Source organism: Paenibacillus thermoaerophilus (genome assembly GCF_005938195.1).
GTDB classification, from domain to species: domain Bacteria; phylum Bacillota; class Bacilli; order Paenibacillales; family Reconciliibacillaceae; genus Paenibacillus_W; species Paenibacillus_W thermoaerophilus.
On the sequence record NZ_VCQZ01000015.1, the window covers coordinates 21,738 to 37,764 of the forward strand.

Here is a 16,027-nt window from a genome sequence, read left to right on the forward strand (position 1 = left end):
AGTGAAGTTCCGATACGCGTTTCAGAAAATTGTGGATCTTCGCGAAAACGAAAAAACCCAGGCCGAATGGATGCTGTCTCAGGCCATGTCCAAGCTTCGGGAGGAAGAACAGGAGCTCGCCCGGCTGGAGAAGCTGCGCGTAGGCGTCAGAGAGCAGCTGCACAGCGCCAGCGAGCGGTCGACGCCGGTGGCGGCGCTGCTGCTGATGCAGGAGTATTTGAATCACATCGACCGAGAGATCGACAACCAGCTCAAGCGTCTGGCGATGTCTCATCAGGAAGTGTCGCGCAAGCAGGAGCATCTGCGCGACCGGATGATGCAGGAGCAAATCTGGCAGAAAGCCAAATCCAAAGCGTTCTCCCGATTCAGGCTGGAGGCGCTGCGCCAGGAACAGATGGAAATGGATGAAATCGCGTCCCGTCGGCGTACCGAAAGCGTCGGCTGAAGACGGCGACAGCAGGAAGAGGTGACGGAGCATGCCGGAGGCCGAACTGAAGGAATCGGGATACAGCGCGTTCGAGCGGTTTTTGTATATGTTCTTGATCCCGTTGTTGTTTACGGCCGCGCTGCTTGGAGTCATGATGCAGGTGTTTTTCGGCTACGACGTGATCGGCGGCCTGCAAAGCGCGGGCAACAAGATCCCCGGAATCAACATGATCGTGCCGGATCCGAAATCGGAGGAGACCGAAGCGGCCGCGAACGGCGCCGGTCCGACGCCTGCGTCGGTGCAGTCGGATCCTGCGCAGGCGGATACGCCCCGCATCGCCGAACTCGAGCAGCAGCTCAATCAAGCGGCCGCGGACTTGAGAGAGCGCGACGACACGATCGTCAAGCTTGAGGAGGAACTGAGAAAGACAAAAGAGCAGCTCGACAGCAAGACGATCAGCAACGAGGAGTACGACAAGCGCATCCGCGAGCTGTCGGACATGTACGCCAAAATGTCGCCGACGAAGGCGGCGCCGATCCTCGAAAGCATGACGCCCAGCGAAGCGGCTCTGATTCTGGGGCAGATGAAGCCGGAACTCCGCGGCAAGCTGCTGGAACGGATGAATCCGAAGACGGCGGCCGATCTGACCGCGATGCTGAAAGATTCGGCAAGCGTGAGGGACGTGGAGATTGCCGCTCTGCAGGAACGGCTGCAAGCGAACTCCGGTTCGAGCGGCAGCGGCGCGCAGCTCACGACGACGGAGATGGGCGCGACCTTCTCCGGCATGGACCCGAAAAGCGCGGCGGATCTGCTGCTGGCGATGTACGGCGACAATCCGTCCAAAACGCTGGCGATCATCGGAGCGATGGATTCCGCGGCGCGCGCGCGGGTTCTGGGCGAAATGACGAAGCTCAACAAGACGACGGCGGCTTTGATCTCGGGCAAGCTCAGCGGTTGATCTCCCGAATGAAAGGAGGTGAAGTACATGCAAACGGTGACCGGGCAAGTGCAAGGAAAACCGGCCCTGATCGCTGTCCTGTCGGCGGGAAGCGGCAGCGGCGCCGCAGCGTCGGGAACCGCGGCCGGAGGGAAAGCCAGCTTCGCTTCGATGCTGCTTCCGCTCCAAACGTTGTTGGCCGGAGGAGAAGACTCGTCCGTCTCGAACGCGTCCGCTTCGAACGCGCAGGCTTTCGTCCCGCTGTTGGGGGCGGCTTCGGCGATGCCGGACCGGGAGTTGAACGAGGCGCTCGGCCAATGGCTGCAGGAAGGCGCCGAACTGCCGGAGCATCTGCTTAACGATCCGGCTTGGCTCGAGCTTCTGGCTCAGATCCAATTGCTGTTGTCCGCTTGGACGGGAGGACAGCCCCAGACGCCGGCGGCGGCGGGCGGCTCCGGACAAGAAGGGCATCCGCCCGAGGGCATCGTGCAGGCGACTCCGCCGCATGCCGGGCGCATTCTCGCAAACCTGCTGACGTTGTGGCAGGCCGCTCCCCAGCATCCGCAGCTCCAGCCGCTGGTCGATCAATTGAAGGGTCTGGCTGCCGCCGCGATCGACTCGGGGACGACTGCCGCCGAAGGGCAAACGCCCGCTTTCCGGCAACTGTTAACGGTGCTGGGCCAGCGAGCCTCCGCCAATCCAACCGCGGACCGGACCGCAAGCGCAGCCGAACCGAATCCGGCAGGACTGCCGGCAGGCCGAATCGACCTCAAGCCGGATCAGCCGATCACGCTGCGGCACGAGCCGCGCGCATCCGTCATGAGCAAGCTGGAATGGCTGGCGATCCGCTCCGGAGCCCGCGCCGGGCAAGAGATTCAGACGCCGGCGGCGGACGCCGGACAGAACACGGTTCCGAACGGAGCGGCCGTATCCGGACCTTCGCTTTCCGTCCTGGCTCGGCCTGAAGCGGCGGCTCAGCCTGCTTCGAACGCTCCGGTATTTGTTCCCGTCAAAGATTTTGCCGCCGAGATGGCGAACTGGATGTCGGGACGCTGGAGAGCTTCGCCGGACGGCAGCGTGCAAGAGGCGAGAATTTCGCTGACGCCGCAGCATCTCGGCCATGTCGACGTGAAGATTACCATTCATCACGGCCAGCTCGTCGCCCAGTTCGTCGCGGACAACCCGGCGTCCAGGGAGATGCTGGAAAGTCAGTTGTCTACGCTTCGGGCCGCCTTGAACAGCCAGGGCATTCTGGTCGAGAAGCTGGAAGTCGTGCAAAGCGGCGCGGCCTCCGCCAATCTGTTCCAGGGCCGAGGCGAGCAGTCGTTCCAGCAGCGGCAACAGCAGCAGCAATCGCGCTCGTCCGCCAGCGGGTCCGGAGGCGCGTTGCCTGTGGGAGAATCGCTGGATGAGATCATGGACGAGTTGACATTCGAACAAGCGGGGCAGTCCGAGAGCGGTCGGTTTGACGCATCGGTCTGAACGCAGTTAAGGGAGATCCGCTTATGGCAGATGTTGTAGCGCCTAAGGTTCAATGGCCCAATTATTCGTCGTCCAATCCGAAGCCGGCAAGCGGCCAAGGCATGGGCAAGGACGATTTCCTGAAGATCCTGATCGCCCAGTTGAAAAACCAGGATCCCACCCAGCCGCTGCAGGACCGCGAGTTTATTGCCCAGATGGCGCAGTTCACGTCCGTCGAGCAATTGGCGAAAATGTCCGACGAGATGAAGCTGCTGCGGCAATCGATGGGCTTTGCGACCGGCCTGATCGGCAAGACGATCGAGTGGGAGCAGTTGAACGCCGTTACGAACGTGAAGGAGAAGAAAACCGGCGTCGTCTCTTCCCTGACCTTCAAGGAAGGCAAGCAGTTCGCCGACGTCGACGGGGCGTCCGTTCAGATCGATCAGATTCTGAGAGTATGGGAGGGCTCCGCACCGGGCGAACCAGGGGAAAACGGCGACGCAGGCGATGGTGAAGACGCATGATGAATGAGCGGCTTGCCTTTCCTTCCGCCTTGTCCCGTCCCATTCCGCCGGCCGGAACTTCATCGGCTTCGACCGGAAAAATCGCCGCCGGGCAGCCGCCCGCGGGGGACTTCAAAAGCATCTTGCGGGACCGGATGCTGCGGATCAGCCATCATGCCGAGAGCCGCATGAAGCAGCGCGGCATCGAATTCAGCGCCGAGGACTGGAGCAAGCTCAGCCATGCGGTGGACAAAGCGAAAGAGAAGGGCGCCAAGGATTCGCTGGTGTTAATGAAAGGCATGGCTCTTATTGTGAACGTTCCGAATCGAACCGTCGTGACCGCGATGGAGCAAGCAAGCATGAACAATCCCGTGTTTACGCAAATCGACAGTGCCGTTATCTTGAATTGATCGTATGCGACGGGCTGGCCCACATGTGGAAGCCCAGCGGACCGCTGATCGACTGAAGCGGTTCCGGCGAGAACAGGAGGCATAAAAAAGATGCTTAGATCGTTGTATTCCGGCGTATCCGGAATGAGAGGATTCCAGACGAAGCTGGACGTCATCGGCAACAACATTGCGAACGTCAACACCGTCGGATTCAAAGCGGGACGCGTCATGTTCAAGGATATTATGAGCCAGACGATTGCGGGGGTGTCGGCGCCGACCGACGACAACCGCGGGGGCGTCAACGCCAAGCAGATCGGTCTCGGTTCCGCGATCGGAGCGATCGACACGCTGCACACGCAAGGCAGCGCCATGACGACGAACTATCCGCTCGATCTGCGGATCGACGGCGACGGCTTCTTCGTCGTATCGGCCGACGGCGATCCGGCTAACGGCTATTTGACGCGCGCCGGCAATTTCACCTTGGATTCGGCCGGCAATCTGGTGAACCAGGACGGCATGCATGTGCTGAGCGCCGACGGCGAAGCGATCGTGATTGATCCGGAGGAGATCGTCGCGTTTACGATCGCCCAGAACGGCGAGATCATCGCCGTCGACGCGGACGGCAACTCCACGGGCACGGGCATTCTGATCGGCGTAGCCAAAGTCACCAACCCGGGCGGACTGGAGAAGGTCGGAAACAACCTGTACCGGACGAACCCGAACGCGGATGCGGAAGCGGTCGAGGATCTGCTGACGACGGCCAACGATCCGGAAGCCGGCACCGGCGCGATTATCTCCGGCCAACTGGAGATGTCCAACGTCGACCTGACCAGCGAGTTTACGGAAATGATCGTCGCGCAGCGCGGATTCCAGGCGAATACGAGGATCATTACGACCTCCGACGACGTGCTTCAGGAAATCGTCAATCTCAAGCGATAATTTCATTAGTTCGGCTTAAGGGCGCGTAGGCGGGAGTAGCATGCTCCCGCCTGCCCTGAACGGGCGGAGCGGAGGTTCCGATGATTACGGTTACCCGCCTTAACGGCAAATCGTTTATGGTTAACGCCTTATTGATCGAGACGATAGAAGAAACACCGGATACGATGATTTCGCTGACGACCGGCAAGAAGCTGATCGTCCGCGAGCCGGCCGCCCAGGTGGCCGATCTGATTCAAGCCTACTTGAGGAGAATCGGAGCAGTGCGGGCGATTACGCAGCTGCACGGGATGGAGGAATCGGAAAGTGCTGCAGAATAAACTTTTCCAATGGCTCATCATTGTTTTGATTTCGATTACGCTGATCGCGCTCGCGGGTTTCGTCCTGTGGGACTATATGGAACGCAACAACCAATCGTCCGACCCCGCCCAACAAGCGCAAGACGCCGTGGCGGGAGTAAAACCGAAGCCGTTGTCCGCATCGGAGCAAAAAGAGCTGACGGTGCCGATCAACGACATCACGACGAACCTGGCCGAGAAAAACCAGTTCGTCAAAGTCAGCTTCGCCTTCCTGCTCGACGGAAAAAAAGCGAAAGAAGAATTCGAGCAGTTGGACTTCAAAGTGAAAGATACGATCTTGCGCACGCTGGCCGACTTGAAAGCCGAGCAAATCCAGGGCAATCAGGGATACGACCTGCTGACCAGCACGCTTATGAACAAGCTGAACAGCATGCTGACCCAAGGCAAAGTGGCGCAAGTATTCATTACATATATCAATATCGCGGGGCAATAAAACCGACGCTCGCTAGAAGGGGGTGACACCCAATGGTGGACGTGCTTTCCCAGAATGAGATAGACGCTCTCCTCGCAGCTTTATCTTCGGGCGAGATGGATGCGGAAGAACTCAAAAAAGAAGAAACCCAGAAGAAGGTCCGCGCTTACGACTTCAAGCGGGCGACGCGGTTCTCGAAGGACCATATCCGCAGCCTGACGCGGATTCACGAGAACTTCGCGCGGTTTTTGACCACATACTTTTCCGCCCAGCTTCGGACTTTCGTTCAGATCAACGTCGTCCACGTCGACCAACTGCCTTACGACGAATTTATCCGGTCGATCCCGAAAATGACGATCTTGAACATCTTCGAAGCGTCTCCGCTGGAAGGCCGTATGGTGCTGGAGGTTCACCCGAACATCGCATTCGCCATGCTGGATCGGCTGCTGGGCGGCACAGGCACGGTTCCCTCCAAGATCAACGCGTTGACCGAGATCGAGACGATCATCATGGAGCGGGTGTTCAGCAAGGCGCTGGACAGTTTCCAGGAAGCGTGGCGCACGGTGATCGACATGGAGCCCCGGCTGGAGACGCTGGAGACGAATCCGCAATTCATGCAGATCGTATCGCCCAACGAGACGATCGCGCTGGTCTCGCTCAGCACCAAAATCGGGGATACGAGCGGGATGATCAACCTGTGTATCCCGCACGTCGTCCTTGAGCCGATCATGCCGCGGCTGTCGATTCACCATCAATTCCTGTCGCAGAAAAAATCCCGCGCGGCCGAAGAGATCGACGCGCTGCAGGAGCGGGTGCGCAAAGCGACGCTGCCAATATCCGCGGAACTCGGAACCTCCTACATCACGATTCAGGATTTCCTCGGACTCGGACCGGGCGATGTCATCTCCCTCGACAAGCCGCTGGGCGAGGGGTTGCAGATCCGGGTCGGCGGCAAGCTGAAATACTTGGGCAGCCCGGGAACGGTGAAAGGGAAGCTGGCCGTCCAGATAACGGATATCATTAGCGAAGGAGTCGAGGAACATGACGAGTAAGGATTATTTGTCGCAGGAGGAAATTGATGCGCTGCTGCGGCAATCGTCCGACGGGGGCGGGCAGTCCGGCGAAAAAGACGCCCCGACCGTGGAGGATTATTTGTCCTCGCTCGAGCAGGACGCGCTCGGCGAGATCGGGAACATCACCTTCGGCAGCGCGGCGACCGCCTTGTCGACGCTGCTCGGGCAAAAGGTGGACATCACCACCCCGCAAGTGTCCATCGTGCGCCGTTCGGAGCTGCAGGACGAGTTCCCGAAGCCGCACGTCGCGGTCAGCGTCCGTTACGTGGAAGGTTTCGACGGCATCAATATGCTGGTCATCAAGACGAGGGACGCGCAAGTGATCGCCGATCTGATGATGGGCGGCAGCGGCAGGGTGGAGGAATCGGAGCTTACCGAGATCCACATCAGCGCGGTGCAGGAAGCGATGAACCAGATGATGGGATCGTCCGCCACGTCGATGTCGACCATCTTCAACCGATTCGTCAATATATCGCCGCCCGGCATCAATATTTTGGATGTCAAGAGCGGCGAAGGCACGGAGTCGCTGCCGGAAGACGACGTCTTTATCAAAATCTCGTTCCGGCTGATGATCTCTGATCTGGTCGATTCGACCATCATGCAGTTGCTGCCCGTCTCGTTTGCCAAACAGATGGTGGATTCCTTGATGGGAGGAACCGGTCTGGACGCTTCGGCTCCCGCTTCGTCGCCTGCGCCGTCGGCGCCGCCGTCGCCGCAAGCTTCGCAGCCCGCGTACAGCGCGAACACGCCGCCTCAACAGCAAGAGCCGGCTTATGCGCCTCCCATGCAGCCGCCGGCCGGATATGGCTCGACGCAGCCCCAGATGCCCATGTACGGCAATCCTTACGCGTCGAGCCAGGCGGTGCACCGCGGGGTGAACGTACAGCCTGCCCAGTTCGCCGATATGTCGATGACGCAAGGGATTTATTCGAACGATTCCAATTTGAATCTTTTGCTGGACATTCCGCTTAAAGTCACGGTAGAATTGGGCCGAACGAAAAAACAAATTAAAGAAATCCTAGAATTTTCCCAGGGTTCGATTATCGAGCTGGACAAGCTGGCCGGTGAACCGGTTGACATCCTGGTCAACAATAAACTGATTGCCAAAGGCGAAGTGGTCGTCATCGACGAAAACTTCGGTGTCCGAGTGACCGATATCATCAGCCCTTGGGAACGCATGCAGAAGCTTCAATAATTCTAAGACTCTTGGGAGGATGGACTGAAATGGCGAATCGGATTCTGGTAGTGGACGACGCGGCTTTCATGCGAATGATGATCAAGGACATTTTGACGAAAAACGGGTATGAAGTCGTCGGAGAAGCTCAAGACGGAGCGCAGGCGGTTGAAAAATATAAAGATTTGAAGCCGGATCTCGTCACGATGGACATTACGATGCCGGAGATGGACGGCATCGCCGCGTTGAAGGAAATCAAAAAAATCGACAGCAACGCGCGCGTCATCATGTGTTCGGCAATGGGGCAGCAGGCGATGGTCATCGACGCCATTCAGGCGGGAGCGAAAGACTTTATCGTCAAGCCGTTCCAGGCGGATCGGGTTATTGAAGCGATCAAGAAAACGATGGGCTGATGAGAACGTTGACCTACGAGTGGTTGGCGGCTTCCCCGGAGCCGGAGACTGCGCCGATGGACGCGGACTCCGGCCTCGGTATGATCGGCACGTTGTTCCAGTTGTTCGGCTATCTGGCGATCATTTTGCTTCTCTTCTACATCGCCGTGAAATGGGTCGCGCGGTCGCGCAGCCGCCAGTACGGCAAAGCCGGCCGGGCGCTGACGCCGCTCGGAGGGCTTCCGTTCGGTCCGAACAAGTCGATCCAGGTGGTCCGTCTGGGCGACCGGCTGTACATCGTTGGCGTGGCCGACCGGATTACGCTCCTGGACACGATCACGGACCCGGACGAGGTGGAAGCCATCCAGCAACTGTTCGAGCGGGAATGGACAGCCCGCCCGAACTGGCTGCCGACAAATTGGCTCGGACGATCCGATCGCCGCGAGCTCTCCCGCGACGTCCTTGACGAAGGGGATCAAGAAGGGGCTGCCGAACGCTCCTTCCACGAACTGTTCGAATCGAAGCTGCGCGGAGTCGGGAGCCGCACGAAGCAAGTGGAACAATGGCTGCAGGGGCAGCCCCAGGAGGAGCGCTCCAAGGAACCATGAGACATAAACGTATCTGGAGTATCGGGGCGTCGTTATTCGCGTTATGGCCTCCGGCAGGAAACCGGGTATGGGCAGCCGATCCGATTCCCGGCGTTTCCGTCCAAATCGGGGGCTCCACCGATCCTTCTTCGGCCGGTTCGACCCTGACGCTGGTTTTGCTCATTACGGTATTGAGTTTGGCGCCGGCGATTCTGGTCCTGATGACCAGCTTCACGCGTATCGTCATCGTGCTCGGATTCGTCCGCACGTCGCTGTCGACGCAGCAGATGCCGCCGAACCAAGTGCTGATCGGGCTGGCTTTGTTCCTCACCCTGTTCGTGATGGCGCCGACGATCGGACAGGTGAACGAGCAGGCGCTCCAGCCTTATCTCAGAGGCGAGCTGACGCAGACGGAAGCGTTGCAGAAAGCCGCCATACCGATGAAGCAGTTTATGGCGAAGCAGACCCGCGAGAAAGACTTGATGCTGTTTTTAAACTACTCGAAGGCGGAGAAGCCGCAAAACATCGAGGACACGCCCTTGACTTCCTTGATCCCGGCCTTCGCCATCAGCGAGATCAAAACGGCGTTTCAAATGGGCTTTATGATCTTTATCCCGTTTTTGGTCATCGACATGATCGTGGCCAGCACCCTGATGTCGATGGGCATGATGATGCTGCCGCCGGTCATGATCTCCCTGCCGTTTAAAATCTTGCTGTTTATATTGGTGGACGGCTGGTATCTGGTCGTCAAATCGCTGCTGTCGAGCTTTAATGTCTGAAGGAGGTGCCTCGCGTGAGTACGGAAATGATCATCCAGATTGCCGGAGAAGCTGTCCTCACCGTGCTCAAGGCCGGGGCGCCGTTGCTCGGGCTGGCGCTTATCCTCGGTTTGGCTGTCAGCATCTTTCAGGCGACGACGCAAATTCAGGAGCAATCGCTGGCGTTTGTGCCCAAGATCATCGCCGTCCTGCTGGGGCTGCTTGTCTTCGGTCCCTGGATGCTGCAGACGTTGATCGACTTTACATACAATCTGCTTAACAACTTGCATCGGTATATCGGGTAACGGCCGCTATGGAAGCATTGCAGCACATGTTGCCGGGGGCTCTCCTGGTTTTTTGCCGAATATTGTCGTATTTTAGCGTAATGCCTCTGATTTCGTCGAGAAATATTCCGAATCTGTGGAAGATCGGCATGGCGGCGATGCTTGCTTTTATCACGCTGCCGACGCTGGAGACGGCCCAGGGCCCGGCGTTCGACGACGGTTACATCGTGCTCCTGCTGAAAGAGATCGTCGTCGGCTTGGCGCTCGGTTTTGTCGGCCTCCTGTTTTTCTCCGCCATTCAGGCGTCGGGATCGTTTATCGACATGCAAATCGGCTTCGGCATCGCGAACATCGTCGACCCGATGACGGGCCAGCAGACGCCGCTGATCGGACAACTGAAATACATGATCGCGCTGGTGCTGATGCTGGCGGTGAACGCCCACCATATCGTCATCTCGGCGATTATCGAGAGCTACCGCTGGATTCCGCTGGAGTCGGCCGATTTCTACTCCGTCTGGGCGAAGGGCAATCCGGCCGATTTCCTGGTCCGGGGCTTGGCGGATATGTTCGCCATCTCTTTCAAGCTCGCCGCTCCGCTCGTCGTCGCCGTCTTTCTGGTGGATCTGGCGCTTGGCATTCTGGCCAAAACGGCCCCGCAGTTTAACGTGTTTGTCCTGGGCATTCCGATCAAGATTTTGGTGGCTCTGCTTCTGCTGATGGTGCTGATGTCTTCGTTTATCGGATTGTTCACGGAATTGTACGGAACGATTTTTGAGAACATGCGTCGGTTTCTGGATTTGTTTGCGACCGGATCTTCTTGACGCATCGAATTTATTCGCCCGGCGGAGGGGATTCCGTTGCCGTCTTTTCGTCTTCGGCTGGACCTGCAATTGTTTTCCCAAGAAAAAACGGAGCCGGCGACGCCCAAGAAACGCCAGGAAGCCCGAAAAAAGGGGCAGGTTGCCAAAAGCATGGAAGTGCCGAGCGCGGCGATCCTGCTCGCAACGCTGGCGTATTTGTTTTTATTTGGCGGCCATATGAAAGAGCGGTTTGAAAAGCTGTTTACGATCTCCTTCCGGGAGTACATGTTCTGGGAGGCGACCGTTCCGAACATTCTCGGCATCTTCCGGCAGCTCGCGCTGGAAGGACTGCTGCTGCTGATGCCGATCTTCCTGATCGCCCTTGTGGTCGGGATCGCCGCCAACATCTTTCAGTTCGGATGGATGTTCACGACCGAGCCGCTGATGCTGAAGTTCAGCAAGCTCAACCCGGTCACCGGAGCGAAAAACCTGTTTAGGCTGCAGTCGCTCGTGCAGTTCTTGAAGTCGCTGATCAAGCTGTCGATCATCGGGTTGATCGCCGGCGTCATGCTCTGGGATCACCGGACCGACCTGGTCGGCCTGGCCAAGCTGCCGCTGGAAGGCATATTCCATTATGCCGCGCAAATGTCGATGGAGCTGGGGTTGTACATCGCGGTCGCCCTGATGATTTTGGCCGTACTGGATTTTTACTATCAAAAATACGAGTTTGAGAAATCGATCAAGATGTCGAAGCAGGACATCAAGGATGAGCACAAAAAGACGGAAGGGGACCCGCTGATCAAAGGAAAAATCCGTGAGAAGCAACGGAGAATGGCCATCATGCGGATGATGCAGGATGTTCCCAAAGCCGACGTCGTCATCACGAACCCGACCCACTTCGCGGTGGCGATCGCCTACGACGCCTCTTCGATGGACGCGCCCAAGGTGCTCGCCAAAGGCGTCGATTACATCGCCTTGCGGATTCGTGGCGTGGCGGCGGAGCACGGCGTTACGATTATGGAAAACAAGCCGCTCGCGCGTGCGCTGTACCAGCAGACGGAAATTGGCCAGACGATTCCCCCCGAGCTGTTTCAGGCCGTCGCGGAAGTTTTGGCTTACGTATACAAGTTGAAAAACAAAGCTCAATGAGACCGGAAAGGGGGGGCCTGACGGATGAAAGCGCGCGATCTCTACGTCCTCGTCGGCGTTATCGGCATCGTGTTGATGATGATCCTGCCGCTGCCGACCTGGCTGCTGGATTTGCTCCTGATCGTCAACATTTCCGCCGCGCTTATGATTATACTGATCGCGATGAACACGCAGGACGCTCTCGATTTCTCGATATTTCCGACCCTGCTGCTCATTACGACTTTATTCCGTCTCGCGCTTAATATCAGCACGACGCGGTTGATCCTGACGGAGGCGCATGCCGGCCAAGTCGTCCAGACGTTCGGCAGCTTCGTCGCCGGCGGCAACCTGGTTGTCGGGTTCGTCGTGTTTCTGATCCTGATCATCGTGCAGTTTCTGGTTATTACCAAGGGCTCCGAGCGGGTGGCGGAGGTTGGCGCGCGGTTTACGCTTGACGCGATGCCGGGCAAGCAGATGAGTATCGACGCCGACTTGAACTCCGGTCTGATCAACGAGGCCGAAGCGAAGGAACGCCGCTTGAAAATCCAGCGGGAAGCGGATTTTTACGGGGCGATGGACGGCGCGAGCAAGTTCGTCAAAGGCGACGCCATCGCCGGCGTCATTATCGTGATCATCAACATTATCGGCGGCATCATTCTCGGCATGACGTACCACAACATGTCGCCGACGGAGTCGCTGCAGAAGTTCACGATCCTGACGATGGGCGACGGGCTCGTCAGCCAAATTCCGGCGCTGCTTATCTCGACAGCCAGCGGCATCATCGTCACCCGCGCCGCGTCGGAGGGCAATCTGGCCCACGATCTCAGCGGCCAGGTGCTTCGATACCCGAAGCTGCTCTATATCGTCGCCGGCACGTTGGCCGCATTGGGGCTGTTCACGCCGATCGGGATCTGGATCACCCTCCCGATGGCGCTCGTGCTGGTTTTCGCCAGCAGGCGCATCCAGCAATCGATGTCCCGCCGCGAGGCCGAAGCCAGCGTCCAGGAGGAGGAGCAGCAGATCGAGGAGGTGCGCAGTCCCGAAAGCGTTATGGGACTGCTGACGATCGATCCGATCGAATTCGAGTTCGGGTACGGGCTCATTCCGCTGGCGGATGCGCAGCAAGGCGGCGATCTGCTCGACCGGATCATCATGATCCGGCGCCAATGCGCGCTGGAGCTGGGCATGGTCGTGCCCGTCATCCGGATCCGGGACAACATCCAATTGAAGCCGAACGAGTACATCATCAAAATCAAAGGAAATATCGTCGCGCGGGGCGAGCTGCTGCTTCACCATTATCTCGCCATGACGCCCGGTTACGAGGACGCATCGGTAACGGGAATCCCGACGACGGAACCGGCCTTCGGGCTGCCGGCTCTGTGGGTGGACGAGATGATGAAGGAGCGCGCGGAGCTGGCGGGGTATACGGTTGTCGATCCACCGTCCGTCGTCGCCACGCATTTGACGGAAGTGATCAAGCGGCATGCGCACGAACTGCTCGGCCGCCAGGAGACGAAAGCCCTCATCGACAATATCCGCGAATCGTATCCGGCGCTTGTCGACGAACTGATTCCTTCGGTGCTGTCGATCGGCGACGTGCAGAAGGTGCTGGCCAAGCTGCTGAAGGAGAAAATCTCGATCCGCGATCTGACGACGATACTGGAGACGCTGGCCGATTACGGCACGTACTCCAAAGATCCCGACGTGCTGACGGAATACGTCCGTCAGGCGCTGTCCAGACAAATTACGCAGCAGTTCCTCGGAACGGAGCAGGGGCTCAAGGTGATTACCGTCGCGCCGACCGTCGAGCGGCGCATCACCGAGTCGGTCCAGCAGTCCGATCACGGCACGTATCTCGCGCTTGATCCCGTCACCTCCCAGACTTTGCTGCAGAAGGTGACCGAGCAGGCCGGCAAGCTCGCTCAGATGGGAAGGCAGCCGATTCTGCTCGTCTCCCCGACCATCCGGATGTATCTGCGACAATTGCTGGACCGGAGCATGGCGGATATACCCGTGTTGTCTTACAGCGAGCTTGAACCGAGTGTCGAAGTCCAAAGCGTCGGGGTGGTGAATCTGTGAAGGTCAAACGTTACGTGGTGGACAACATGCCGGAGGCGATGCAGAAAATCCGCGCCGAGCTCGGCGCGGACGCCGTCATCCTGAGCTCCAAGGAGATCCGGGCGGGCGGCGTGCTGGGCATGTTCAAGAAGAAAAAGCTGGAGGTGTTCGCCGCGGCGGACGCGAAGACGGCTGCCGCGCCGCCGGCTCCGTCCCCGCAAGCCGTATCGGCCGAGGTGGACCGCATCCTGCAGCAGGTGAAGCAAGCCAAGCAGACGGCCGCATCGGCCGCAGCCGCGCCGCAGGCGAGCCAGCCGAGCTTCTCTTCGCCGAGCGTGGTCCAGGCGGCGTATCAGGCGTCCGCCGGCCGGCCGCGGACGGCCGGAGCCGCGGTTGCCGCCGAACGTTCCGTCAGCGCCGGCCGCCCGTCCGCGCCCACCGCGGATGAGCTGGCGAAGCCGGAGCCGCTTGGGCCGGCTCCCGAACCGGCGTCTGTTCCGGCTGCCTCTCTCGCGGCTTCCTCTTCGGACCAAGCTTCCGTCTCCGAGATCCAGCAGGTGATGGCGGAGCTGCGGGAAATGAAGCGGATCGTAGGCCGGCTGGTCGGGGAAGACATTCCGCCGCCGGATACGGAGCGGGACCGATGGAAGCGGCGGCTGACGGCGCAGGAGGTCGATCCAGACGTGGCCGAGGAGATCGTGCGCGAAGCCGCCGAATATGCGGCGCGCGAGCCGGCCGACGCGTCCGTCCCGGAAGCCGCCAGGTTCCGCCCGGCTCTGGAGGCGGTGCTGCTGGACAGGCTGACGCGGCATGCGGCCGAGCCGAAAGGACTTCAGAGCCATATTCGCGTGGCCCATTTCGTCGGACCGACGGGGGTCGGCAAAACGACCTCCCTCGCGAAGCTGGCCGCTGAGCAGGTGCTGCACCGCCGCCGGAAAGTCGGCTTCATTACGGCCGACACATACCGGATTGCGGCCGTGGAACAACTGCGGACGTATGCCTCCATCCTGAACGTGCCGATGGAGGTTGTCGTGTCTCCGCAAGACTTGGCCCAGGCGTTCGCCAAGCTGGCCGACCGGGATCTGATCCTGATGGATACCGCCGGGCGCAATTACCGGAACCCGATGTACGTATCCGAGTTGGGCAGCCTGCTGCGGACGGAAGGCCCGAGCGAGACGTATCTCGTGCTGTCCATGACTTCCAAAAGCAAGGATATGGTGGCGATCGCCGACACCTTCTCCGCTTACGGCATTCGCAAGCTGCTGCTGACGAAGCTGGACGAGACGAACTCGGTCGGCAGCGTCTTCAACCTGCTCTCCGCCGTTCCGTATCAGTTGGATTACGTGACGTACGGGCAAAACGTGCCGGACGACATCGGCCTGGCCGACGAGGCCGCCTTGGTTCGCAGGCTGTTGGAGGAACCCGGAAATGGCTGACCAGGCACAAGCGCTGCGTGACATCATGGACCGCTACACAGGCCGCTCCAGTTCGCCCAAAACCCGCGTCGTTACGATAACCAGCGGGAAAGGCGGCGTCGGCAAGTCGAATTTTTCGCTGAATTTCGCTCTCGCGCTGGAAAAACGGGGCTTGAAGGTGGTGCTGCTCGACGCGGATTTCGGTCTGGCGAACATCGACGTGCTCATGGGATCGTCGGCGCCTTACCATCTTCATCATCTCATTACGCGGGAAAAAACCGTGTGGGAGGTGATGAACCGGGGGGCGAACGGCCTCGAGTATATCGCCGGGGGCTCGGGCGTGTACGATCTGCTGCGGATGAACGAGGAGGAAATCTCCTACTTCGTCTCCCAGATTCAGCAGTTGAATGGATACGCGGATTATTTGCTGATCGATACCGGCGCGGGACTGTCGAAGGAGACGGCCCGCCTGATCTCGTCCTCCGACGAGACGATTGTCGTCACCACGCCGGAGCCGACGGCGATTGCCGACGCTTACGCGCTGATGAAGATGGTGTACGTGACGGAACGGTACCGGAACTTCCGGCTGGTGGTCAACCGGGTGACGGACGACCGGGAAGGCGTGCAGACGGCCGACAAACTCGACAGGGTCGCGTCCAGCTTCTTGGGTTTTTCCATTCCGTTTCTCGGATCGCTGCCCGACGATCCGGAGGTCGGCCGCGCCGTCAAAAAGCAAGTTCCGTTCACGATCGACTCTCCGCGAAGTCCCGCTTCGCGGAGCCTGTTCCAGTTGGCCGGACGGTATGCGGCCGCGCCGGCGGGAGCCTCCGGAACGGCGCCGGCAGAAGCGGCAGGCGGGCTTAAATCCTTTTTGAGCCGGTTTATCAGCAAAGCTTTTTTCGGAGCCCAATCCAGGAGAAGCGACCGCGATTAG

The 16,027-nt window shown here is 59.4% G+C and carries 19 protein-coding genes; all 19 read left to right on the forward strand.

Annotated elements, in window-relative coordinates; genetic code table 11:
• Position 1: 1 nt before the first annotated feature.
• The 19 genes from fliJ (at position 2) to FE781_RS11520 (ending at position 16,027) form a co-directional block, all read left to right on the forward strand.
• The gene (gene fliJ, locus FE781_RS11430; protein ID WP_138789760.1) at positions 2 to 445 is read left to right on the forward strand and encodes a flagellar export protein FliJ; all 444 of its coding nucleotides are present in this window, start codon (positions 2 to 4) and stop codon (positions 443 to 445) included.
• Between the two features lie 31 nt (positions 446 to 476).
• On the forward strand, positions 477 to 1,385 hold the full coding sequence (locus FE781_RS11435) for a MotE family protein (protein ID WP_138789761.1): 909 nt from the start codon (positions 477 to 479) through the stop codon (positions 1,383 to 1,385).
• A 27-nt stretch (positions 1,386 to 1,412) separates the two neighbouring features.
• On the forward strand, positions 1,413 to 2,846 hold the full coding sequence (locus tag FE781_RS11440) for a flagellar hook-length control protein FliK (protein ID WP_138789762.1): 1,434 nt from the start codon (positions 1,413 to 1,415) through the stop codon (positions 2,844 to 2,846).
• Positions 2,847 to 2,869: 23 nt separating this feature from the next.
• Complete coding sequence (locus FE781_RS11445) at positions 2,870 to 3,349, forward strand: flagellar hook capping FlgD N-terminal domain-containing protein (protein ID WP_138789763.1); 480 nt, start codon at positions 2,870 to 2,872, stop codon at positions 3,347 to 3,349.
• Positions 3,346 to 3,738, forward strand: a complete 393-nt coding sequence (locus FE781_RS11450; RefSeq protein WP_246068151.1) for a TIGR02530 family flagellar biosynthesis protein — start codon at positions 3,346 to 3,348, stop codon at positions 3,736 to 3,738. Before FE781_RS11445 ends, FE781_RS11450 begins: the two co-directional genes overlap by 4 nt.
• 90 nt (positions 3,739 to 3,828) lie before the next feature.
• Positions 3,829 to 4,656, forward strand: coding sequence for a flagellar basal body rod protein FlgG (flgG, locus tag FE781_RS11455; protein WP_138789764.1), 828 nt, complete (start codon positions 3,829 to 3,831; stop codon positions 4,654 to 4,656).
• A gap of 80 nt (positions 4,657 to 4,736) precedes the next feature.
• Positions 4,737 to 4,973 carry a flagellar FlbD family protein gene (locus FE781_RS11460; RefSeq protein ID WP_138789765.1) on the forward strand — a complete coding sequence of 79 codons (237 nt, stop codon included), beginning with the start codon at positions 4,737 to 4,739 and terminating at the stop codon, positions 4,971 to 4,973.
• Entirely contained in the window at positions 4,960 to 5,445 is a 486-nt protein-coding gene (locus tag FE781_RS11465; RefSeq protein ID WP_246068152.1) for a flagellar basal body-associated FliL family protein, read from the forward strand. Before FE781_RS11460 ends, FE781_RS11465 begins: the two co-directional genes overlap by 14 nt.
• 32 nt (positions 5,446 to 5,477) lie before the next feature.
• Positions 5,478 to 6,476 carry a flagellar motor switch protein FliM gene (gene fliM / locus FE781_RS11470; protein ID WP_138789766.1) on the forward strand — a complete coding sequence of 333 codons (999 nt, stop codon included), beginning with the start codon at positions 5,478 to 5,480 and terminating at the stop codon, positions 6,474 to 6,476.
• Complete coding sequence (gene fliY / locus FE781_RS11475) at positions 6,466 to 7,692, forward strand: flagellar motor switch phosphatase FliY (protein WP_138789767.1); 1,227 nt, start codon at positions 6,466 to 6,468, stop codon at positions 7,690 to 7,692. Before fliM ends, fliY begins: the two co-directional genes overlap by 11 nt.
• 29 nt (positions 7,693 to 7,721) lie before the next feature.
• On the forward strand, positions 7,722 to 8,084 hold the full coding sequence (locus FE781_RS11480) for a response regulator (RefSeq protein ID WP_138789768.1): 363 nt from the start codon (positions 7,722 to 7,724) through the stop codon (positions 8,082 to 8,084).
• Positions 8,084 to 8,671, forward strand: coding sequence for a FliO/MopB family protein (locus FE781_RS11485; RefSeq protein WP_138789769.1), 588 nt, complete (start codon positions 8,084 to 8,086; stop codon positions 8,669 to 8,671). Before FE781_RS11480 ends, FE781_RS11485 begins: the two co-directional genes overlap by 1 nt.
• On the forward strand, positions 8,668 to 9,429 hold the full coding sequence (fliP, locus tag FE781_RS11490; RefSeq protein WP_138789770.1) for a flagellar type III secretion system pore protein FliP: 762 nt from the start codon (positions 8,668 to 8,670) through the stop codon (positions 9,427 to 9,429). Before FE781_RS11485 ends, fliP begins: the two co-directional genes overlap by 4 nt.
• Positions 9,430 to 9,443: 14 nt before the next feature.
• Positions 9,444 to 9,713 (forward strand): flagellar biosynthesis protein FliQ, encoded by a 270-nt coding sequence (gene fliQ / locus FE781_RS11495; protein WP_138789771.1) that lies wholly within the window; start codon positions 9,444 to 9,446, stop codon positions 9,711 to 9,713.
• Between the two features lie 26 nt (positions 9,714 to 9,739).
• Positions 9,740 to 10,513, forward strand: a complete 774-nt coding sequence (fliR, locus tag FE781_RS11500; protein ID WP_281281896.1) for a flagellar biosynthetic protein FliR — start codon at positions 9,740 to 9,742, stop codon at positions 10,511 to 10,513.
• A gap of 36 nt (positions 10,514 to 10,549) precedes the next feature.
• Positions 10,550 to 11,641, forward strand: a complete 1,092-nt coding sequence (flhB, locus tag FE781_RS11505; RefSeq protein WP_138789773.1) for a flagellar biosynthesis protein FlhB — start codon at positions 10,550 to 10,552, stop codon at positions 11,639 to 11,641.
• Positions 11,642 to 11,665: 24 nt separating this feature from the next.
• Complete coding sequence (gene flhA, locus FE781_RS11510) at positions 11,666 to 13,699, forward strand: flagellar biosynthesis protein FlhA (RefSeq protein WP_138789774.1); 2,034 nt, start codon at positions 11,666 to 11,668, stop codon at positions 13,697 to 13,699.
• The gene (flhF, locus tag FE781_RS11515) at positions 13,696 to 15,114 is read left to right on the forward strand and encodes a flagellar biosynthesis GTPase FlhF (protein ID WP_138789775.1); all 1,419 of its coding nucleotides are present in this window, start codon (positions 13,696 to 13,698) and stop codon (positions 15,112 to 15,114) included. The genes flhA and flhF overlap by 4 nt, the downstream gene beginning before the upstream one ends.
• A complete protein-coding gene (locus FE781_RS11520) occupies positions 15,107 to 16,027 on the forward strand; it encodes a MinD/ParA family protein (RefSeq protein WP_138789776.1) in 921 nt (306 codons plus the stop codon). The genes flhF and FE781_RS11520 overlap by 8 nt, the downstream gene beginning before the upstream one ends.